This is a genomic window from Murimonas intestini (assembly GCF_024622195.1).
Lineage (GTDB): Bacteria > Bacillota > Clostridia > Lachnospirales > Lachnospiraceae > Murimonas > Murimonas intestini.
This window is the reverse complement of sequence record NZ_JANKBI010000004.1, coordinates 305,107-325,408: the sequence shown is the minus strand read 5'-3', so window position 1 is coordinate 325,408 and position 20,302 is coordinate 305,107. Positions and strand designations below refer to the sequence as shown.

The window sequence follows — 20,302 nt, the reverse complement described above, 5'->3', positions numbered from 1 at the left end:
ACTTGACATACGAGGAAAAAATACTGACGTACCTGGCTGAGAATTACCGCAAAAGCAGGAAAGACACTGGCAATAATAAAACAAATAGAAGAACACAGGTAAAGCCGGAAAAACTATATAAGAAGTATAATGCCAATGAGGGTGATTTTGAAGAAATCTCAAAACTCAATCAGGCAGTGGAGGGCCTATCCCGGAAAGGTTTTATAACTGCAGAGACAGAAACCTTTGGAACACAATTAAAGTGCATTTACATGACGGATGAGAAAATAAAGGATATAGAGCACTACTTAACAGATAAGTTCGGATATACGCCGAAGGATATGAAGCTTCAGAAGCTTAAAGAACTGGTTGAAAGATATCAGAACGCGTCATCTATTTGTAAAAAGGAATGCGCCGTATTGGCAGAGTACATTGAAAGCAGGAAGATTCCAAAGAATATTGATGAACTGGATGATATATTAAAAGCAGTGGCTTTTATTGAAAAAAACCGGGAAGACCTCTATATCAGGGAAGTTTCCATGAAGGTATATGGGGACTCGAAGTTTTTTGAAGAGGAAACATTGCAGCCAGTCTGCAGTATGCTCCGCAAATACTCATGCAGATCTTTTGAAGATGAGTTGTTAGACGAGATCCTGCTGGATTTCCATATTTCAAAAGATCCACAGAAGCTTTGCATCAAAGGAAATGCTATAATAAACATATCCGGAAAAGAAGCAGATATAAGCGGTTTTTTAAACGGGATAGAGTTTCTGGCATCTGATTTGGCTAACATCTCGTCAGTTAAAATTATAGCGCGGGAGTTCATGACAATAGAAAATCGAACTTCATATCTCCGGTATCATGCAGATAACGTAGTGACATTTTATCTTGGAGGTTATGCAAACAGGTACCAGAGGGATTTCATCAAAATGGTGTATGCATCTAATCCGGATATTGTATACAGACACTTTGGGGACATTGATGCAGGCGGTTTTTGGATACATCACAATCTGTGTGAAGTTACAGGAGTGAAATTTGCCCTGTTTGCCATGTCTGTTAAGGAACTGCAGAATAAAGAATACGCTTTGTGCCTTCACAAACTTACGGATAATGACAGAAGCAGACTTCAGGAATTAAAAAAGATGGATATATATGCTGAGGTGATCAACTACATGCTGGAGCATGATACGAAGCTGGAGCAGGAGATTGTGAGTTTGACCTTGGCAAAATAAGGCCGGGTCTGTTCAGCAGCCGGATAAAACCCGGTGGTGGAAGAAAGAATGAAAGTTACAGAAGGAGAATGTAGTAAACTAAATATATTAGGATATTAGGATACGGAAATTTATAACAGGAAAGAGACAGCTAAATATGACAGAAAACAATGAATTATTAAAGAATCTGGATAAACTGCACACAACTGAACTAGGTGTAATGCGTATAAAAAGAAATCTGTCTCTGGATACAGATGATGTGGTGGAGTGGTGCAAATTCAAAATTAGTTCCGGGAATGCTGTTATTACAAGAAACGGGAAAAATTGGTATGTAAATGTGGATGGCTGCATCATAACGGTAAATGCGTATAGTTATACCATTATTACAGCACATAAGGAAAAGAGATGAACTATATAATTCAAATTTTGAAGGGGGACAGCGCATGAATGAACCGTTATGTTTAATGACGCGTGAGGAGTTTAGAGAGTGGCTCTCAGAGAATGGTCAGTCTGCTGACCGCCGCAAAAACAGTAAATGGTCTGATAAAAACAAGTCATTAGCTGAAAGCTTGGAGAAGCGGGGATTAATGACCGGTTTTGGAAGAGCAAAAATCGAGGAAGCCAGGAAGAACGGGCAGTGGGAGAATGCGGGTAAGCCTTCTGTCATTACAGAGGAACAAATTGAAGCGGTAAGCAGTTTGCTGAAACAAAATGAAAAAGCTTTTATTAATTTTCAAGGAATGTCTCCGTCTGTGAAAAAGACATATGCTAGGGCGTATTTCGATGCCAAGACAGATAAAGGACGTGAGAAACGTTTAGCGTAGTCCGATCTCACCTGCCATAAAGCCCCCAGCGGATCCTGGAGGCGCGCAGATGTATCACTTCATGTTCTGCATGGCGCGCACCTCCCGGCAAGAATGATGGGGCATTTTTGAATATATTATGGGTGTGCTTCTGTCACATTGTCATTAAGTGTTTTCCAGACACGACACATCATAACAGCAGCCACGATCAGTGAAATAACATCGGCAACGGGCGCTGAGTACAGCGGGCCCATTACACCGGAAGGAAAAACATGGGGCAGCAGTAAAATTAACGGTACGCTCAGGATAAAATCACGCAGGAGGGAGAGCGTCAGGGACATGACAGGTTTTCCGATTGACTGCAGAAAAATACTTGTTGCTTTTTGGATACAGCAGAGCAGGATTGTGGAGAGAAAAATCCGGAAAGCAAGGGAAGCAAATTCATTGTAGAGAGCGTTCTCACTTCCAAACAGGCTGATGATCTGTACCGGGAATAATTCAAAGGCCAGTGTGGAAATTACTCCAATGACAACCTCTGCCATAATCATGGTTTTATAGATCTGCTTTACACGTCTGCCGTTGCCTGCACCGTAATTATATCCCACAATTGGCTGACAGCCTGCGGCAATGCCGACAACAAAGGCGATCACGATCTGAAATACCTTCATGACAATACCGACCACGGTCATGGGAATGTCAGCGCCATATTTAGATAATGCACCATATTTAACAAGGGTGGTATTCATTACTCCCATAATTACTACTATGGACAGCTGAGTGAGCAGACTGCTGATACCCAGGGGCAAAATTTTTCCTGCAAGGGAAGCCTTGAGCTGAAAGCTCTCTTTCTTCAGTGTGAATGATTTTGTATGGAGCAGATAATATATGGCAAGTATGGCAGAAACAATCTGTCCGGCGATAGTAGCAAGCGCTGCTCCGGTCACGCCCCAGTGCAGCACAAAGATGGCAATAGGGTCCAGGATCATGTTCATGATACAGCCTATGAGGGTGGACATCATTGCAAATTTAGGGCTTCCGTCAGCACGAATAACAGAGTTCATTCCATTAGTGAAAATATAGAATGGAATTCCGAGGACGATTACATTAAAGTAGTCTTTGGCATAGGAGAGATTGTTCTCTGTTGCACCAAAGGCGGACAGAATCGGGTCGCGGAATACTGCAAAGAGTACCACAAGTACTATGCTGCAAAGGATGAGCCATATGACTGCGTTGCCCACGCTTCTGTGTGAATTTTCTGTATCCTTTTTACCCTGGCAGATACTTAGAAAGGCGGCACAGCTGTCACCGATCATCAGCGCTGCAGCCAGTGCTATAATGGTAATAGGGAAGACTACGTTTGTAGCGCCGTTTCCCAGATATCCCACACCCCAGCCGATAAAGATCTGGTCAACAATGTTGTAAAGTGATGATACCAGAAGTGACAGGATGCATGGAACAGAAAATTTGATCATTAGCTGTCTGACAGGAGTCACAGCTAAATAGTGGTTTGATGTTTCTTTCATTTTGAATCTCCTTTCATAGAAAAAGGCGGTAACCTGAGTATGTGGCTTTCGCACTCAGGTTACCGCCGATTTATCTTTTATATTTTAGCAGAATAAAATTTATTCTGTAATAGTTACTTTTTAACAAAGAATAAGTTTTTGCACAACAAAAATGTAAACAAGTGCTGTAGATATGCTTTATGTTGATAAGCCTGTTATTTCTTGGTATAATCCATGTTATCAAACCGCAGGCTGTAATAATCCCATATTGGAGGGTAATATAAAATGATGGACATCAGAAGGGCAAAACAAGAAGATATTTCAAGGATTGCAGAGATATTAGTTTTTACAAAGAGAATAAATTTTCGTCCGATTTTTCAGGATGATAAGTATTCGTTTGGGGAGATGCAGGTTTTATCTGTAGCTCAGGAATATATAGATAATCCCGGCATTTTAGATAGTATATGGGTCTATGATGATGAATTTGTGAAAGGCATGATCCATGTAGAAGATAAAGAAGTAAAGAAGCTTTACGTTGATTGTTTTTTTGAAAGTAAAGGTATTGGAGGAAAACTGCTAGAATTTGCAATTAAGAGTTTTGATGTCCGTTATTTGTGGGCATTAGAGAAAAATGAAAGAGCCCTGGCATTTTATGAAAGACACGGTTTCCATTATGAAGAGGTATGGCAATATGAGGAAGGGACCACAGAGCGCCTTCTAAAGATGGAACGGTGAATCAAAATCCTCTGCGTGCAATAATAAGGATGATATATTGTCAAAAAGGAGGACACAGATGAGTGATACGGATATAAAAGATATGGAAAAAGCCCTGGAGGCCATTCTTTCCATGGCAGATAAGGGAAAGAAAGCACAGGTTAAATTTCGGCGAGGGACTTCACAGTATACGCTGCTGGAAAATAGAATATACGCGCTGAATATAGCTTTTTCTTTAATAAATAAGGAATTGGGAAACGACATGTCGCAGGAATTTGAAAGAGCGGCTTTAGAAAATGCATGTGCGCCCATTCAGTCTCTGATCAGCAAGTCAGAAAAAGCACAGACAAAATTAAAGCCTGGAACCTGGCAGTATGTTATGCTGGAGAACAATATAAAAGCCTTATATATAGCCTGGCCATTGGTATTAAAAGAATTAGATAGATAAGTAAATGGCGGTTCATAAGTCTTTCACAAATTAGAAAATTTCCGAATCAGGATCAAAAGCAGCAGATGAGGCAGATCCGGAGCAAAAGTTCCGGATAGAGAAAGGTAAAATATAATGGCAAATGATTTTAATAATTACTCTCTTTCAGAGGAGATCCTGGAGGCATTAAACGGGCTGGGATACAGGGAGCCGACAAGCATACAGCGGGAAGTTATCCGCCCTATGCTTGAAGGAAAAAATGTGGTGGTGAAAGCGCCTACGGGAAGCGGAAAGACAGCAGCTTTCGCCATACCTGTCTGTGAGAGTATTGAGTGGGAGGAAAATGCGCCCCAGGCGCTGATTTTAGAACCCACAAGAGAATTGGCAGTCCAGGTCAGTGAAGAAATTTTCCATATAGGAAGGAAAAAACGGCTGAAGGTGCCGGCGCTGTTTGGAGGATTTCCTATCGACAAACAGATCCAGACTCTGCGGCAGAAGTCTCATATTGTGACGGGAACACCTGGGCGTATTATGGACCATCTACGCAGGGAGAGCCTGAGGCTGGACAAGATAAAGTGGCTTGTCATTGATGAGGCGGACTTAATGCTTGATATGGGATTTATAGATGAGGTTAAGAGGATCCTGGGGCTTGTTCCGGCGGACTGCAGGATTTCCCTGTTTTCAGCCACATTGAAACCGGAGATCCAGGAGCTGGCCGATGTATTTATAAAGGATACCACAGTTGTGCTTCAAGAGGCCACAAGTGAGCAGGCAGCGGCTATAACGGAAAAGATATATTTAACGGATCAGGAGAGTAAATATGATACTTTTCTTAATGTACTCATGGACGAGAATCCGCAAAGCTGCATGATCTTCTGCGGGACAAGGGAGATGACAAATACTCTGTTTCAGAAGATGCGCAGAAAGCGTATATTTTGCGGCATGCTGCACGGTGAGATGGAGCAGAGGGACAGGCTTAAGACTGTAGATGCATTCAGGAGAGGTTGTTTCCGGTTTCTGATTTCAACAGATGTAGCTGCAAGGGGAATTGATTTTGAAGAAATATCCCATGTAGTAAACTATGATTTTCCTTCAGGAAAAGAGGTGTATGTACACAGGATAGGAAGGACAGGGAGAAACGGAAAAAGGGGCACAGCTGTCAGCCTGGTGACTGAGGATGATAAAAGGATGTTAAAGCAGGTTGAGCTGTATGTGGGAAAGGAATTGCCATGTATGGAGCCTCCTGCTGCAGAGGAAGAAAAGGAAAAGGCATTCTGGAAATCCCAGCGTGTAAAAGCGGAGGTAAAGCCTAAAAAAGGTGAGGCTTTAAATGAAGGGATCATGCGGCTGTCGATCGGAGGCGGACGGAAGTCAAAAATGCGGGCGGGCGATATTGTAGGTACCCTTTGCAGCATAGAGGGTATGGAGGCCTCGGATATCGGGATCGTGGACATCAGGGACAGTCTGAGCTATGTGGAGATATTGAACCATAAAGGAAAACACGTAATGGAGTGCCTTCAGACGAAACCAATTAAAGGGAAGATACGTAAAGTCAGGAAAACAAGGCTAAATGATAAAGTAAATTTACAGATGAACGGTGAGGAAGATAAAGGGGTCAAAATGAACAGGGAGAAAAATATATGAAACTTGCAGAGGTGGAGAATAGGGACTTATCTTTGATCAGCGAACTCCTTAAAATATGGGAGGCTTCTGTCAGGATAACACACTCGTTTTTATCTGAAGCAGAGATTAAGAATATTGCAGAATATCTTCCCCATGCATTAAATTCTGTTCCACATTTAATTGCCGCTTTAAATATGGAAAATAATCCTGTGGGGTTTATGGGAATAGAGGGGAGAAAGCTGGAAATGCTCTTTATTTCCCCGGAAGAAATGGGAAAAGGAATTGGCCGGCAGCTGATTTTATGGGCCATGGAAAATTATGCGGTAAATGAAGTTGATGTAAACGAACAAAATCCGCAGGCAAGAGGATTTTATGAGCATATGGGGTTCCATGTTTTTGCCAGGTCAGAAACCGACGGCCAGGGGAATCCCTATCCGATCCTGCATATGAGATATGTGCAGGATTCTGGGCGGCGTATGATACGGCAGGCGAATAATACTCAGGAGGGCATATGATAAAAGAGATTGCAGACAGAAGAAGCATACGTAAATATTCAGAATGTGAAATATCAGATGAAGATATCAGAGATATTATCGAGAGCGGCATTTTAGCTCCCTCGGCAAAGAACAGGCAGCCCTGGAAATTCATTGTAGTTAAAGGGCGGCAGAAGGAGGAAATGCTCGATGTTTTCCGCAGAGGCATTATGCGGGAGGAAACAGAAGACGCGCTTCTAATAAACAGCAGGCAGCATCTGGCAGCTGCCAAATACACAATAAAGATCATGGAACAGGCGCCGGTATCCATATTTGTGATGGATGTACAGGGAAAGGGGCTATTTACTCCATTAAATGAAGAAGACAGGATCTATGAGATCGTGAATGTCCAGTCCATTGGAGCGGCCATCCAGAATATGCTCCTGACTGCAACAGAAAAAGGGATGGGCAGCCTCTGGATCTGTGATATATTTTTTGCTTATCAGGAGCTTTGCGAATGGCTGGGGGAAGAAGGGGACCTGCTTGCCGCCGTGGCCCTTGGGTATCCCCAGGAAGCTCCTCATGCCAGACCACGAAAACGTCTGGAAGATGTAACTGTGTGGAAGGAATAAAGCTGAATATTGTAAATGGAAGGCGGGGGACAGATGGAACGGTGCGGTTGGTGTACATTTAACGATAAGATGATAAAATATCATGACGAGGAGTGGGGGATACCGCTCCACGATGATCAGAAACAGTTTGAATTTTTGATGATGGAAGTCATGCAGTGCGGACTGAACTGGAATATGATGATTCAGAAAAGAGAGATTTTCCGCAGCTGTTTTGATGGGTTTGATTATGAAAAAATTGCTTCCTATGGTGAGGAGGATGTCCTGCGTATCCTGGGAACAGAGGGGATGATCAGGTCAAGACGCAAGATAGAGGCTGTGATACATGATGCGCAGTGCTTTCTTAAAATCCGGGAGGAATTCGGAAGCTTCAGCGCCTACATCTGGAATTTTTCAAATGGGAAAACGATTCTTTATGCAGGGCATCAGAAGGGAAAAATTCCGGCAAAAAATGGATTATCTGATATGATCAGCAGGGATCTGAAGAAGAGAGGATTCAAGTATCTGGGATCTGTTACTGTGTATTCCCATCTGCAGGCTTGCGGAATCATTAATGACCATACAGAAGAATGTTTCAGATACCGGGACATTGTGGAAAACTATCCTGTTATCCATAAGAGAAAGGATAAAGAAGAGTAGCGGATGGATTTTGGGAGAGTCAGCATTAGTCCTGATCCGCTGGTTTGGTTAGAGAATATAGATTTGAAAATATGGATTAAAGATGAGAGTGAGGCGGCTTTGTCTGCCTTGCTTTTTTATATAACATTATTGTGCGAAGTATATTGACAAGCATGTGCTATAAGTGTATAGTGTGCTTATGGAAACATCACACTGAGGGGGCGATAGAAAAAATGAAGGTTATTATTTCAAATACATCAGACCAGCCGCTCTACCAGCAGATCAAGGAACAGATGAAAGAAGCTATTTTCTCCGGGGAATTGAGGGACGGCGACCCGGTTCCGTCTATCAGGAACTTTGCAAATGACCTGAAGGTCAGTGTCCTGACGATCCGCCGGGTGTATGAAGAGCTTGAGAATGAAGGGTTTCTGTCACGGCAGGTGGGAATAGGGACATTTATCTCAACCGGGAATCTTGAACTGCTCAGAGAATCTAAAAGACGCGTGGTGGAACAAAAGATGGCAGATATGATAAAAGATGCAAAGGCACTGGGAATCCCCCAGGAAGAACTGCAGGAAATGATGGATATCTTATACGGGGAGGAATAGTATGGATAACATTTTAGAAGTAACAGGTCTGAATAAAAGATATAATAAGTTTTCACTGACGGATGTGAGTTTTACACTGCCGGAAGGATGTATTACAGGGTTCATAGGAGCAAATGGGGCAGGAAAGACAACTACCATCCGCGCTATACTGGGAATTATCGGGAGGGAATCAGGGCGCATCAGGATATTTGGAAAAGACCTGGAGGGAAATGAGAGGTCTCTTAAAAACAGGATCGGTGTTGTCTTTGATGACAGTTATTTCTATGACGAGCTGTCAATGGCGGAGATGAAAAGCATAGTTGCCCCGGCATATGACAAGTGGTGTGAGGCAGACTACAGGATGTATATGGAATTATTTAAGCTGGACGGAAAACAGACAATCTCGACTCTGTCCAAAGGGATGAAGATGAAATTTGCTCTTGCACTTGCGCTCTCCCATAAAGCCGAGCTGCTGATTATGGATGAGCCCACCAGCGGGCTGGATCCCCAGATACGCAGCCAGATCCTTGACATCCTTGGTGAATATATGAAAAAAGGCGGGCGGGGCGTATTCTTTTCAACGCACATTATTTCAGACCTGGACAAAATAGCAGATACTATTGTACTCATTGACAGTGGACGGATAATACTGGATTGTGAAAAAGATGTCCTGGTGGACAGGCACAGGAGAGTTAAAGGGGATATCAGCTGGTTAGATAATGAAAGCAGGGCGATGTTCTTAGATCTGCAGGCCACAGACTATGGCTTTAGCGGAATCACTGCAAGGCTGGATGAGCTGCGGCGGAGAATGCCGGATATTCTGGCGGAACGCCCTGATATTGAGGATATAATGCTGGCCTATATTGGAAGGGGGAAGTAATTATGCTTATCCATTTAGTGAAGAAGGATATTCTGATTTCAAAGAAGTATGCCCAGTTAGTTATACTTATGGCAATAGGCATACCATTGTTTATAGGATGGAGAATGCCGGAATTTGCACAGTATACGGGTTTCGCGCTGGCTGTGGTTTTTTCAGAGTTTATGTTCTTCCAGAATTTATCTATGAAGGAAAACCAGTATTCCAAAGCCTCGGCGCTTCTGTGTTCTACGCCTTACCCCAGCAGGGGGCTCGTACAGTCAAAGTATATTGTATTTATTTTGATCTTTGTATACTGTGTATTGATCTACTGGATAGAATCTCTGTTTATACCTCAGGTAGGGAGTATGAATCTGACTGGTGTTTTAGCGGTTTTTCTGGGAGCTTCAGTTGTATACAGTATTTATGTACCTTTACAATATAAACTGGGATATGACAAAACAAAGATATTTTTTATGTTGGTCATAATGGCATCCCCTGTCTCATTAGCTGCATTTGCAAAGTACGGAAATCTGAGACCGGACTTCTTAGACATGATCCCCGTGCTGCTGCAGAATGTACTGCTGTTTATGGCAGGAGCAGCCGTACTTTTAATTTCCATGAAGATCTCGGTTCATATATACAGGCATAAGGAGCTTATATAGATATTGGGAAATATCCTATTTACCAGAAACAGCTGCAAAGCTCTATTGATCTGCTGATGCTGAATAGTTGATTGAATATTATTCATTGACATATGTTCAATGAGGTGATATATTTATCCCAGAGGTGAGAAAATGCGTATATCAAAAGAGCCGGAGGTCAGGAAACAGGAGATCATAGACACAGCCATGAAGGTCTTTGCTGAGAGAGGCTATGAGGCTGTAACAATGAAAGATATAGCCAGGGAGATGAATGTAGCGTCAGGACTGTGTTATCATTATTTCCAGAATAAACAGGCTTTGTATGAAGAAGCAGTCAAAAAATATGCACAGTCCTGCAGCAGGAGTTTTATTGAAGTCTTCAGCCAGACAGATCTTTCGGTGAATGAGTGCATTGAGAGACTGGGGAAGGTGTGGCAGGAAGCAGAGGATGACTGTTCATATGTATATGCAGGTTTTTTCCATGAAAAGGGGAATGAGCTGTTCCACAGACAGCTGGACATGGAAATGCTGCATATTATTCTGCCGTATGTGGCTGCCTACCTGGAGGAATTAAAAAAGAGAAAAGAAATTAATGTGCCTGATGCCAGGGCGGCAGCCCTATTTATCCTGAATGGTGAGATTGGGCTTATTAATGACAGCGAGATGAATTCTGACCAAAAACTGGAGATCCTCAAGGAGTTTGTATTAAAAGTCTTAAAATAAATAACAGTGTAGATTTAAGCAAGCCCCGCCAATGCTGGCGGGGAAATTTACACCTGGATATTGAATTATAGTCAATGACACATGTTCAACCAATGATCAACAGGAGGGGTTATAGAGCTATGAATACAAAGAAAAGAATGCAGGAAAAAACAAAGTCGTATTTTGACAAGGAGGCAAAGGAGTATGATTCCAGCAGTGACGGTAAATTTGTGAAGTGTATGTACTCAGAGATCGTCAGCAGGGTTATGGAGCTTCAGGGGAGAAAGATACTGGATCTGGGGTGCGGAAATGGAAATGTTATCAGAATGCTTCAGAAAAATAGAGAGGCAGAATATTCGGGCGTAGATATTTCAGAGGCAATGATCCGGGAAGCACAAAAAAGAGTGGGGAAGGGAGTGGAGTTAAAGGCAGCAGACGCGGCGGCGCTCCCATACAGCAATGATATATTTGATATCATAATCTGCAATGCCTCTTTCCACCATTATACTGACCCGGATGCGGCGCTGGAAGAGATAAAAAGAGTCTTAAAACCAGGGGGAACACTGGTGCTTGGTGACCCCACAATTCCGGTTGGCCCCGTCCGATGGCTGTTTAACAGGGGGCTGCAGTATGGAAACAGCGGGGATTACCGGATCTATGGGAAAAAGGAAATCATTGTCCTGCTGAGTAAGCATGGCTTAGAAGCAGAAAAGTGGAAAATGATTAACTGGCACACGTTTGTCCTAAATGCCGTAAAACATAGCTGAGTACATCTGTGCTGAGCCAGTTCTCTGTGATTGCTTCAAACAGGGCATCCTGGTATTTCTGCTGAAAAGTAAAAACGAGAGTTGACTTATTGACGTGTTGCTTATAAAATACCGATAGAAGAAAGCATTTTAAGAAATCGTTTTCACTGAAAGCAGGCTTTCTGGGGCCGGAATGCTGCAGAGATTAGATTATGGGAGGGAAAAAGATGAAGGTATTAAATATGGGGTCACTGAATCTGGATTATGTCTACACAGTAGACCATATCCTGAAAGGCGGGGAAACGCTGGCGTCTAAAAAAATGGAAGTATTTTGCGGGGGCAAGGGTCTGAACCAGTCTATTGCCATGGCGAAAGCAGGAGTGCCTGTCTTTCATGCAGGACTTATAGGGGAAGAGGGAGAGCCTCTCCTTGCAGTGTGCCAGGAGAATGGGGTAGATACAGGATATATCCAGAAGATAGAGGGCAAGAGCGGACATACGATTATCCAGGTAGACAAGGAAGCCCAGAACTGCATTCTGCTCTATGGGGGCAGCAACAGGTCATTTACAAAGGAATATATTGACAGGGTGCTGGAAGATTTTGGGGAAGGTGATCTGCTGATCCTGCAGAATGAAATAAATCTCCTGGACTATGTGGTAGACAGGGCATATGATAAGAATATGGTCATTATCCTGAACCCGTCGCCTATGGATGAGGCGCTTGAGGCTGTGGATATGGGAAAGATATCTATATTTCTCATGAATGAGATAGAAGGCGCCCAGATAGCAGGCACGGAGAATCCTGAGGATGTGCTGGCTGTCATGAAGGAGAAGTTTCCGCAGGCCAGAGTGGTGCTGACACTAGGCAGGGACGGCTGCATTTACCAGGACAGTGAAAAGCTCTGCCGGCAGAGTGCTTATGAGGTTAAGGCTGTGGACACTACGGCTGCCGGGGATACATTTACAGGCTATTTCATAGCAGGACTGCTTAAAGGCATGGAGATTGAGAAGATACTGGATATGTGCGCCAGAGCATCAGCCATTGCAGTCTCAAGAAAAGGTGCGGCTGCATCCATACCCATGATGGAGGAAGTGATCAGGGCATCACAGAAATAAATAATAATGACAAAAGGCGTCTGGATTGAATTGCAATTCAGGCGCTTTAGCTTTATATTATTCGTAACTATTTGGCAGGTCTGTGTATTTACTATTTTATATGTCACAAATCCGGACGGGGACTGTCTAATTATCAGGAGGTAAAAATAATGGAAAATAAATTACAGACAGAAATGGAAATTTTGATCGATCAGGCGATCGCAGGGGATAAGAAAGCGCTGGAGCTCATTATAGGTGATATCCAGGACCTGGTGTTTAATCTGTCCCTGAGGATGCTGGGCATGGTTGCAGACGCTGAAGATGCATCACAGGAGATCCTGATCAAGGTAATGACACACCTCTCTTCCTTCAGGCGTGAGAGCAGCTTCAGCACGTGGGTGTTCAGGATCGCAGTAAATCATCTGAAAGACTACAAGAAAAATATGTTTTCGCGTTATCCGCTCAGTTTTGAGTATTATGGCGAGGATATAGCAAGCGGGAAGGAGAAGGACGTGCCTGACATGACTATGGGAGTGGATCAGGCCATTCTGGAGGAGGAGCTTAAGATGTCGTGTACAAATGTAATGCTCCAATGCCTTGATAAAGAGAGCAGATGCATTTATATTCTTGGCACTATGCTGAAAGTAGACAGCAGGATAGCTGCCGACATACTGGAGATCACTCCTGAAGCATACAGAAAACGCCTGTCCCGGGTGAAAGAAAAAATGGCGGCCTTTCTGGAGGAATACTGCGGCCTCTCAGGTAAGGGGATGTGCAGGTGCAAGCGGAGGATCAATTATGCGGCAGCCACCCACAGGCTCAATCCTGCCAGGCTGGAGTATACAGTGATGGAAAAGGGAAATGAGGGAATCCTCAAAAAATGCAAGGAAGCAATGGAAAAAGTAGATGATCTGTCATTTGTATTCTGGGATATGCCTTTTTACCGCACCAGCCCAAAAGCAAGGGAGTGGATAGAGGGATTTCTGGGATCAGAAGAATTTAAGACAATCGCAGAGGGGGAATTAAATTGAATACGAAGATAATGCTGGAGTATCTGGCAGATTTAGAGAAAAATAATACAAAAGAGTGGTATAACGGGCATAAGGAGGAATACAGGGCGGCAAATGAGGAATTCCTTCAGCTGACAGGTGAGCTGATCTGTGAGATCGGCAAGGCAGACCCGTCAGTCTTGGGACATGAGCCAAAAGATCTGACCTTTAAACTGGTGAGAGATACAAGATTCAGCAAGGATAAATCTCCGTATAACCCGTGTTTCCGCGCAAATATCTCCTCAAGGGGAAAGCTGCCTGTCCCGGTGGGATATTTTCTTGTGATCAGGCCGGGCGGACGCTCCTTCCTTGGAGGCGGGCTTTTTGCAGATATGTTTAAGGATGCCACGGCCATGGTGAGGGATCATATCTCGGCACATGGTGAGGAATGGGAAAATATTATCAGTGATCCGCAGTTTAAGGAGCTTTTTGAGGTAAAGGGAAATGCGCTGAAGAACGTTCCGGCCGGATATGACAAAGAACATCCCCAGGCTGAGTATCTGAAATATAAGAGCTGGTATCTGGAAGCATACATAGCGGATGAAGATATTCTGGATGGGGAGGGATTTATAAGAAAAGCAGGAGAGATATGTGCAGTCATGAAACCCTTCAATGATTTCCTGAACAGGGCACTGGCAGATTTCAAGATGCCGGAGCGCCCATAGTATTCCACTAAATTAACTGAAATACTCTTTTGCAATACAAATGAAGTCCTGGGCGTAGGCAGTCAGGTACGCTCCTCTTCGGAAAGCCAGGATCGTGGTGGTGAATGCTTCATCATCACCAAGTGAGAAGCACACAGGCGGTCTCTCAAATGACATGCTGCGGATATAAGTCTCAGGGGCAAAACAGATCCCCTGGTTCTGTGAGGCCAGCAGCAGCGCTGCCTGGGTGTTGCGGGTATAAAAAGGTATCCCTGGTTTAATATGGTGTTTTTCAAGCAGGCGCTGTGTGATGGCGCCTGTATTTTGTTCCGGGAAATGAAGGATAAATTTAGCGTCTGATATCATCGTCCAGTCCAGCAGGGGGTAATTCCCTCCGGCAGCCAGAAAATCAGGGTGCCCGGCCGCGAGGGGATGATCCGGGGAGACGGCAAGAAGGACAGGCTCACAGCCAAGGATCTCGCTGTCCAGCTTAGGGTCAAGCCGGTCCTCACTGAAAATAGCAAAATCTATCCTGGTATCGTCCAGCAGCCGTTCCTGGATGGCGTGTGTCTCCTCAAGAAAGTTGACACGGATATTGGGATGCTGTCTCCTGAAGGACGGCAGGATCTGCGGTATCATGCAGGAACTGCGCATCAGCGGAATAGCTATATTTAATTCTCCGTCGTTGCAGGAGAGCAGGTCCTGGCGCTCGTGCTCCCAGTCCTGGGTCAGAGCCAGGACTTTTGCAGCGTATTCCATATACCTTCTGCCTGCATGTGTGGGAATATAGCAGTTATCCACGCGGCTAAACAGCTTTAAGCCCAGGTCACGTTCCAGCTTCTGCAGGTGTTTGCTGAGAGTGGGCTGGGATATGTAGAGCTCCTGGGCTGCTTTTGTGATATTCTGATGCCTGGCGATACAGAGTACATAGTTCAGTTCGTGTATATTCATAGTTATCTCCGTTTTCAAATTCCGGGTATATGGAATCCTGCTGCGTAATATTTCATTTACTTGCCGGTTTTCTTATTCCAAATTGGAATCGCTGTCATGGCTAAGATGAATTAGACTTTCAATTATGTTTATTTTACAATGATTACAGCTGAGAAGCAAGGAAATACAAGGAGAAAATAAAAGCAAGGAGAGAGACAGATGAAACAGTGGTTGGAGAAGAGATTTAAATTATCAGAGTTCCACACAAATGTGAGGACCGAGCTGCTTGCCGGGCTCACAACCTTCGTGACTATGGCGTATGTGCTGGCTACAGTCCCGAATATGATGGAGTCCGCAGGGCTTAATAAGCATGTGATGTTTACTGTATTAATACTGCTTGTCATCCTGACGACTTGTGCCATGGCATTCTATACGAACAGGCCTTTTGCGCTGGCGCCGGGGCTGGGGAGCGTGGGTATCGTGACTGCCATGATCGCAAATGACGGGATATCGCCTGAAATCGCGGCAGGTGTTATATTCTGGAGCGGTGTGCTGTTCATTGCCATATCGTTTCTGGGCCTGAGGGAGGCGGTAGTGAAGGTCATCCCCGTCAGCTTAAAGCATGCAGTCAGCGCAGGTATCGGCCTGTTTATTGCGCTTCTGGGCGCTAAGAGCTGCGGACTGATCATCGCCAATGAGGCAAAGAAAAGCCTGGGCTTCGGTGACCTGACCGCACCAACAGTTATAGTGGCTGTGATCGGATTTGTGATCCTGCTCATCCTGAAATCCAGGAAAGTACCCGGTGACATGATCATAGCTATTGCCCTGACGACACTTGTTGGTATACCATTTGGAGTGACAAAGCTGCCTGAGAGCCTCTTTACTATGCCGGCTAATATCGGGGAGCAGTTTATGCGCATTGATTTTACAGGGGCTTTGAATTTTGCATATATCCCGTTTTTGATCGCTCTGTTTGTGCCTGACTTCTTTTCCACCTTCGGCACAGTTCTGGGCGTGGGAGCTAAGGCCGGTTATCTGGATAAGGACGGAAACCTTCCGGGAATCGATAAATGCTTTAAGGTGGATGCAGTGGCAACAAGCTTCGGTGCACTGTTTGGCATGCCCAGTATGACAACATACCTGGAATCCTCCGCAGGAGTGGAGGCAGGAGGCAAGACAGGGCTGACAGTTATCTTTACATCGGTTTTCTTTGCCCTTGCCCTGATACTGGCGCCGGTAGCGCTGATGATACCATCGGCTGCCACAGCTCCTGTTCTTATGTACATTGGCATTAATATGCTGGGAGCCATGAAGAATATCCGTTTTGACGATATGACAGAAGCGTTTCCGGCCTTTGTATGCATTGCATTTACGATCTTTGGAAATAATATCGCAAACGGTATATGTGCCGCCCTGCCTGTTTATGTGATCATGAAAATCGCATCTGGAAAAATTAAAGAGATCCGCCCTGTAATGTGGATCCTTGTAGCAGTGTGCCTGCTGTATTTCTATTCAATTATTTAATCGCCTGCGGCAGTTTGGGGAAACCAGACTGCTGAAGGTTCAGACAGGAGGATATATGGAAAAAGCGGATTTGCTCATAAAGGGTACAGAAGTTTATAATTCTTATCTGAAAAAGTTCATTCCTGCAGATGTATATGTCAAAGGTGAGCGGATATGGTATGTGGACACTAAGGGCTGCATGGGAATGGGAGGCCAGTCTGAGGACGAGGGGAGGCAGCAGATAGAGGCCGGCCGTATTCTTGACGGCAGAGGGCATCTGATGCTTCCTGGCTTCATAGATATCCATATGCATATTGAAAGCTCTATGATGACGCCCGTTTCATTTGGTGAGCGCGCTGCGTCCTGCGGGGTGACAACACTTGTGTCGGAGCCTCATGAGATAGCGAATGTGATGGGAATGCAGGGAATCCATGAAATGATAAACGGAGCCAAGGATTCCCCTGTTGATATTTATTATGGCATTCCAAGCAGTGTTCCGTCCACAAATGAAAAGCTGGAGACAACAGGGGGTGTCATAGGATTTGAAGAGATGAAGCACCTGATGCAGGAGGACGGTGTAGTCTGTGTTGGTGAGGTGATGAATTACCGGCAGATAGTCCGGGGGGATGAACTGGAAATCACCAGATTCCTGGATTATCTCAGGGAGGAGGATCCCCAGGCTGTGGTTGAGGGGCACTGTCCGTCACTTGTGGGCCTGGACCTGGCGAAATTTCTCTACAGGGGAATTGATGCCGACCACACAGAGCATAATCTGGAGGAGATCAGGGAGCGCTTTGAAAACGGCATGTTTGTAGAGCTCCAGGAGAAAATGTTGAAGCGGGAGATACTGGAGTATATCATAGATAATGGATTGTATGAACACTGCTGTTTTGTGACAGATGACACTATGGCGGATGAACTTAAAGAACACGGACAGCTCAATTACATTGTCCAGAAGGCCGTAGATATGGGATTTCCGTTGAAGGAAGCCATATACTGTGCATCATATACCCCGGCCAGAAGGATGAATCTGAGAGACAGAGGGGCCCTGGCGCCTGGAAGAAGGGCGGATTTCCAGCTGGTCAGAAGAGAAGAGCACATGATCTTTGAGCCGGACTATGTCTTTAAAGACGGAAAAGAGATTTTCTGTAAGGGAGAGACGGGAAGGCAGCTGCGTCCCTACGGGTTTCCCACGGGATTTTACCACAGTGTGCATCTTGACTCCATCCTGGCAGAGCAGCTGGAGCCCCCACTTCCCCGCAAGGTGAGGGAGAGGACTTTAAACGGCGGTCGTGAACGCATCCTTGTCCGTGTCATAGAGGTGCATGACGGATGCACACAGACGAAAGAAAGCCATGTGGAAATGGAAGTGGCTGACGGAAAGCTGCTGTGGCAAGGGACAGGCTGCATGCTGGCTGCAGTCATGGAGCGTCACGGAAGGAATGGAAATATAGGCTATGGATTTGTGACAGGGGACTGTATAAAGAGAGGGGCTGCTGCCACCACCTACTATCATGACCATCATAACCTCATGGTCATCGGGGCTGATACAGATGATATGCTGACAGCGGCAAGAAGACTGATACAGCTTCAGGGAGGGATATGCACAGTGGAGGACGGGCGTGTTGCCTCGGAGCTGCCTCTGCCTGTCTGCGGCATCCTGTCAGAGCTTCCCGCGGATGATATAGGCAATATGCTCCGCTCAGTCAGAGAGAGCCTCATTGATCTGGGATACAGACATTATAATCCTATCATGTCATTATGCACCCTGGGACTTCCCGTCAGTCCGGCCCTTAAACTCACAGACTGCGGACTGGTGGATGTGGCAAAAGGTGAGACGGTGCCTCTTTTTCTTACAGAGGCATAGGATGTGTTATTTGTCACAGAGTGATAAGCAATCAACCAGGAGGCAGAAGTGCTCCGCAGTATAAGAAAGGGAGAGTGCGTAGAGACGTGCCCTCCCTTTCCTGTGTTTAAAAATGGTTGCGGATAAGGCAGAATAATAGAGCTGGTTATTTTGGGTATAGTATGTATATATGCCGGCATATTTGGTGAAGGTAAGTCATTACTGTTCAAATGACGCTGTTCTGCCAGGTGTTTTCTTGCGTATTTTGCACGGAAATCCCCAGGGCTGCAGCGCGAAACTTTTACGTAAATCACGGGGATTTCAGCGCCAAAATTTCTTTACATCGTTTATATCTGCAAGTTATAATGATTATTAGCAGGCAATAAAAAAACAACCATAGAAAGGCGGAGGTGACAATCAGTTGAGAGCGGGCAGAAAAACCGAGATTATTAAAATATTGATCCAGGCTTTGAAAATAGCTGTAGGAAGCTGTATCGGGATATGGATTGCAGAGTGGATGCAGCTGGAATATGCATCGTCGGCAGGTATCATAGCGCTGCTGACCATAGCGACTACCAAGTGGGAGACTCTGAAGCTGTCATTTTTCCGTGTCCTCACCTTTGCCATGTCAGTCATTCTTTCGAAAATCATATTTATGCATGTGGACAGCCAGTGGATCGCCTTTGGACTGTTTATCTTTCTGCTGATCATTATAAGCGAATCTATTGGATGGAAGGCTACCATATCTGTGAATGCGGTTATCGGCACACATTTTCTGGCCACCCATAATTTTACCTGGCATTTTATATTGAATGAATTCCTGCTGGTACTGATCGGAATCACCATCGCCGTGCTTTTGAACCTGTTTCAGAACAACAGCGCCCAGAAAAGCAGGATCATACAGGATATGAGGGAGACGGAAGGAGCGCTGCAGACCATATTGGAGGAACTTGCCCATTATCTGATGAATGAAGAGGACAGGATAAATGTCTGGGAGGATATCATCGGCCTGGAAAAACGTCTGCAGATTTTCCTGGACAGGGCATATGATTATCAGAACAATAATCTCCAGTCACATTCAGGATATTATATCCAGTACTTTGAGATGCGGATAAAACAGTTCGGGGTACTTCACAATCTGCATTATGAGATGAAAAAGATAAGGAGCCTGCCTGCGCAGGCCAGGATCATATCAGATTACATCACATATCTGACACCCTATGTAAAAGAAATGAACATCCCTGTCAGGCAGATTGAGAAACTGCAGGATATATTCGAAAAGATGAGGGAAGAGCCGCTTCCTGTCACACGTGAAGAGTTTGAGAGCAGGGCTATGCTCTACCATATCCTCATGGACCTGGAGGAATTCCTGATCTTCAAGAAGAGATTTGTGGATCTGCTGAATGAAGAGCATTTCAGGGTATACTGGCAGATGGATATGGAAAAAAGCCTTGACGTAACAAAATGACCTGCTATAATATGATTAATAACATAAGAAAAGCGATGACGGAAAGAGTAGTCAGACGGAAACATCCAGAGAGAGGGAGCACAGGTGGAAGCCCCTTATGAAGAAAGTCTGACGAAAACCATTCCTAAGCTGCTGCGCTGAAAGACTGAACTGTTCCGGATCTGCCGGACCGGGGGAGGGAGTAGGCGCTGACGTATGCCTGCGTTAAAGGATAGGATTTGTTTGAATCCGAAGTGAAAAGTTAAGGTGGAACC

Annotated in this window: 22 protein-coding genes and 1 other annotated feature (1 of these 23 cut by a window edge); of the genes, 20 read left to right on the top strand and 2 right to left on the bottom strand. The window is 44.8% G+C overall.

The window, feature by feature from the left end:
* Nucleotides 1-2 precede the first annotated feature (2 nt).
* From NSB28_RS09265 to NSB28_RS09255, 3 genes are all read left to right on the top strand, one after another.
* Entirely contained in the window at nt 3-1,211 is a 1,209-nt protein-coding gene (locus NSB28_RS09265; protein ID WP_109626628.1) for a Wadjet anti-phage system protein JetD domain-containing protein, read from the top strand.
* Between the two features lie 136 nt (nt 1,212-1,347).
* Complete coding sequence (locus NSB28_RS09260) at nt 1,348-1,599, top strand: DUF3781 domain-containing protein (protein WP_109626627.1); 252 nt, start codon at nt 1,348-1,350, stop codon at nt 1,597-1,599.
* A 34-nt stretch (nt 1,600-1,633) separates the two neighbouring features.
* On the top strand, nt 1,634-2,014 hold the full coding sequence (locus tag NSB28_RS09255; RefSeq protein WP_109626626.1) for a YdeI/OmpD-associated family protein: 381 nt from the start codon (nt 1,634-1,636) through the stop codon (nt 2,012-2,014).
* A gap of 116 nt (nt 2,015-2,130) precedes the next feature.
* Here NSB28_RS09255 and NSB28_RS09250 read toward each other — a convergent pair whose 3' ends face one another.
* Nucleotides 2,131-3,516, bottom strand: a complete 1,386-nt coding sequence (locus NSB28_RS09250; RefSeq protein WP_109626625.1) for an MATE family efflux transporter — start codon at nt 3,514-3,516, stop codon at nt 2,131-2,133.
* 264 nt (nt 3,517-3,780) lie between these two features.
* Between NSB28_RS09250 and NSB28_RS09245 the strand changes: the two genes are divergently transcribed.
* From NSB28_RS09245 to NSB28_RS09180, 14 genes are all read left to right on the top strand, one after another.
* Entirely contained in the window at nt 3,781-4,230 is a 450-nt protein-coding gene (locus tag NSB28_RS09245; protein WP_257497635.1) for a GNAT family N-acetyltransferase, read from the top strand.
* Nucleotides 4,231-4,288: 58 nt separating this feature from the next.
* A complete protein-coding gene (locus NSB28_RS09240; protein ID WP_109626624.1) occupies nt 4,289-4,657 on the top strand; it encodes a hypothetical protein in 369 nt (122 codons plus the stop codon).
* Between the two features lie 114 nt (nt 4,658-4,771).
* A complete protein-coding gene (locus NSB28_RS09235) occupies nt 4,772-6,280 on the top strand; it encodes a DEAD/DEAH box helicase (RefSeq protein ID WP_109626623.1) in 1,509 nt (502 codons plus the stop codon).
* Nucleotides 6,277-6,774 (top strand): acetyltransferase, encoded by a 498-nt coding sequence (locus NSB28_RS09230; RefSeq protein WP_109626622.1) that lies wholly within the window; start codon nt 6,277-6,279, stop codon nt 6,772-6,774. The genes NSB28_RS09235 and NSB28_RS09230 overlap by 4 nt, the downstream gene beginning before the upstream one ends.
* The gene (locus NSB28_RS09225; RefSeq protein ID WP_392391509.1) at nt 6,774-7,364 is read left to right on the top strand and encodes a nitroreductase family protein; all 591 of its coding nucleotides are present in this window, start codon (nt 6,774-6,776) and stop codon (nt 7,362-7,364) included. The genes NSB28_RS09230 and NSB28_RS09225 overlap by 1 nt, the downstream gene beginning before the upstream one ends.
* Nucleotides 7,365-7,397: 33 nt before the next feature.
* On the top strand, nt 7,398-8,000 hold the full coding sequence (locus NSB28_RS09220; RefSeq protein WP_109626684.1) for a DNA-3-methyladenine glycosylase I: 603 nt from the start codon (nt 7,398-7,400) through the stop codon (nt 7,998-8,000).
* Between the two features lie 212 nt (nt 8,001-8,212).
* Nucleotides 8,213-8,587, top strand: coding sequence for a GntR family transcriptional regulator (locus NSB28_RS09215; protein WP_109626620.1), 375 nt, complete (start codon nt 8,213-8,215; stop codon nt 8,585-8,587).
* A gap of 1 nt (nt 8,588) precedes the next feature.
* Entirely contained in the window at nt 8,589-9,446 is an 858-nt protein-coding gene (locus NSB28_RS09210) for an ABC transporter ATP-binding protein (protein ID WP_109626619.1), read from the top strand.
* A gap of 2 nt (nt 9,447-9,448) precedes the next feature.
* Nucleotides 9,449-10,087, top strand: coding sequence for an ABC-2 transporter permease (locus tag NSB28_RS09205; protein WP_109626618.1), 639 nt, complete (start codon nt 9,449-9,451; stop codon nt 10,085-10,087).
* 132 nt (nt 10,088-10,219) lie between these two features.
* Nucleotides 10,220-10,789 (top strand): TetR/AcrR family transcriptional regulator, encoded by a 570-nt coding sequence (locus tag NSB28_RS09200; protein ID WP_109626617.1) that lies wholly within the window; start codon nt 10,220-10,222, stop codon nt 10,787-10,789.
* Nucleotides 10,790-10,908: 119 nt separating this feature from the next.
* Complete coding sequence (locus NSB28_RS09195; protein WP_109626616.1) at nt 10,909-11,535, top strand: class I SAM-dependent methyltransferase; 627 nt, start codon at nt 10,909-10,911, stop codon at nt 11,533-11,535.
* Nucleotides 11,536-11,741: 206 nt separating this feature from the next.
* Nucleotides 11,742-12,629 (top strand): ribokinase, encoded by an 888-nt coding sequence (locus NSB28_RS09190; RefSeq protein ID WP_109626615.1) that lies wholly within the window; start codon nt 11,742-11,744, stop codon nt 12,627-12,629.
* A 149-nt stretch (nt 12,630-12,778) separates the two neighbouring features.
* A complete protein-coding gene (locus NSB28_RS09185) occupies nt 12,779-13,639 on the top strand; it encodes an RNA polymerase sigma factor (protein ID WP_109626614.1) in 861 nt (286 codons plus the stop codon).
* Nucleotides 13,636-14,322 (top strand): DUF2461 domain-containing protein, encoded by a 687-nt coding sequence (locus NSB28_RS09180; protein ID WP_109626613.1) that lies wholly within the window; start codon nt 13,636-13,638, stop codon nt 14,320-14,322. Before NSB28_RS09185 ends, NSB28_RS09180 begins: the two co-directional genes overlap by 4 nt.
* Nucleotides 14,323-14,334: 12 nt before the next feature.
* Here NSB28_RS09180 and NSB28_RS09175 read toward each other — a convergent pair whose 3' ends face one another.
* Entirely contained in the window at nt 14,335-15,252 is a 918-nt protein-coding gene (locus tag NSB28_RS09175) for a LysR family transcriptional regulator (RefSeq protein WP_109626612.1), read from the bottom strand.
* A gap of 198 nt (nt 15,253-15,450) precedes the next feature.
* On the opposite strand from NSB28_RS09175, the gene NSB28_RS09170 reads away from it, so the two are divergent.
* From NSB28_RS09170 to NSB28_RS09160, 3 genes are all read left to right on the top strand, one after another.
* On the top strand, nt 15,451-16,755 hold the full coding sequence (locus NSB28_RS09170) for an NCS2 family permease (RefSeq protein WP_109626611.1): 1,305 nt from the start codon (nt 15,451-15,453) through the stop codon (nt 16,753-16,755).
* Nucleotides 16,756-16,810: 55 nt separating this feature from the next.
* On the top strand, nt 16,811-18,601 hold the full coding sequence (locus NSB28_RS09165) for an adenine deaminase C-terminal domain-containing protein (protein ID WP_109626610.1): 1,791 nt from the start codon (nt 16,811-16,813) through the stop codon (nt 18,599-18,601).
* Between the two features lie 400 nt (nt 18,602-19,001).
* A complete protein-coding gene (locus NSB28_RS09160; protein WP_109626609.1) occupies nt 19,002-20,048 on the top strand; it encodes an aromatic acid exporter family protein in 1,047 nt (348 codons plus the stop codon).
* 26 nt (nt 20,049-20,074) lie between these two features.
* Nucleotides 20,075-20,302: a binding site (T-box leader), on the top strand; it runs 26 nt beyond the window's last position.

Excerpts from the sequence above, each read along its gene's own strand:
- NSB28_RS09240 (WP_109626624.1), top strand. The coding sequence starts at position 4,289 with ATGAGTGATACGGATATAAAAGATATGGAAAAAGCCCTGGAGGCCATT.
- NSB28_RS09175 (WP_109626612.1), bottom strand. The coding sequence starts at position 15,252 with ATGAATATACACGAACTGAACTATGTACTCTGTATCGCCAGGCATCAG.
- NSB28_RS09220 (WP_109626684.1), top strand. The coding sequence starts at position 7,398 with ATGGAACGGTGCGGTTGGTGTACATTTAACGATAAGATGATAAAATAT.
- NSB28_RS09210 (WP_109626619.1), top strand. The coding sequence starts at position 8,589 with ATGGATAACATTTTAGAAGTAACAGGTCTGAATAAAAGATATAATAAG.
- NSB28_RS09200 (WP_109626617.1), top strand. The coding sequence starts at position 10,220 with ATGCGTATATCAAAAGAGCCGGAGGTCAGGAAACAGGAGATCATAGAC.
- NSB28_RS09190 (WP_109626615.1), top strand. The coding sequence starts at position 11,742 with ATGAAGGTATTAAATATGGGGTCACTGAATCTGGATTATGTCTACACA.
- NSB28_RS09255 (WP_109626626.1), top strand. The coding sequence starts at position 1,634 with ATGAATGAACCGTTATGTTTAATGACGCGTGAGGAGTTTAGAGAGTGG.
- NSB28_RS09170 (WP_109626611.1), top strand. The coding sequence starts at position 15,451 with ATGAAACAGTGGTTGGAGAAGAGATTTAAATTATCAGAGTTCCACACA.
- NSB28_RS09235 (WP_109626623.1), top strand. The coding sequence starts at position 4,772 with ATGGCAAATGATTTTAATAATTACTCTCTTTCAGAGGAGATCCTGGAG.
- NSB28_RS09195 (WP_109626616.1), top strand. The coding sequence starts at position 10,909 with ATGAATACAAAGAAAAGAATGCAGGAAAAAACAAAGTCGTATTTTGAC.
- NSB28_RS09215 (WP_109626620.1), top strand. The coding sequence starts at position 8,213 with ATGAAGGTTATTATTTCAAATACATCAGACCAGCCGCTCTACCAGCAG.
- NSB28_RS09250 (WP_109626625.1), bottom strand. The coding sequence starts at position 3,516 with ATGAAAGAAACATCAAACCACTATTTAGCTGTGACTCCTGTCAGACAG.
- NSB28_RS09245 (WP_257497635.1), top strand. The coding sequence starts at position 3,781 with ATGATGGACATCAGAAGGGCAAAACAAGAAGATATTTCAAGGATTGCA.
- NSB28_RS09185 (WP_109626614.1), top strand. The coding sequence starts at position 12,779 with ATGGAAAATAAATTACAGACAGAAATGGAAATTTTGATCGATCAGGCG.
- NSB28_RS09205 (WP_109626618.1), top strand. The coding sequence starts at position 9,449 with ATGCTTATCCATTTAGTGAAGAAGGATATTCTGATTTCAAAGAAGTAT.
- NSB28_RS09260 (WP_109626627.1), top strand. The coding sequence starts at position 1,348 with ATGACAGAAAACAATGAATTATTAAAGAATCTGGATAAACTGCACACA.
- NSB28_RS09230 (WP_109626622.1), top strand. The coding sequence starts at position 6,277 with ATGAAACTTGCAGAGGTGGAGAATAGGGACTTATCTTTGATCAGCGAA.
- NSB28_RS09165 (WP_109626610.1), top strand. The coding sequence starts at position 16,811 with ATGGAAAAAGCGGATTTGCTCATAAAGGGTACAGAAGTTTATAATTCT.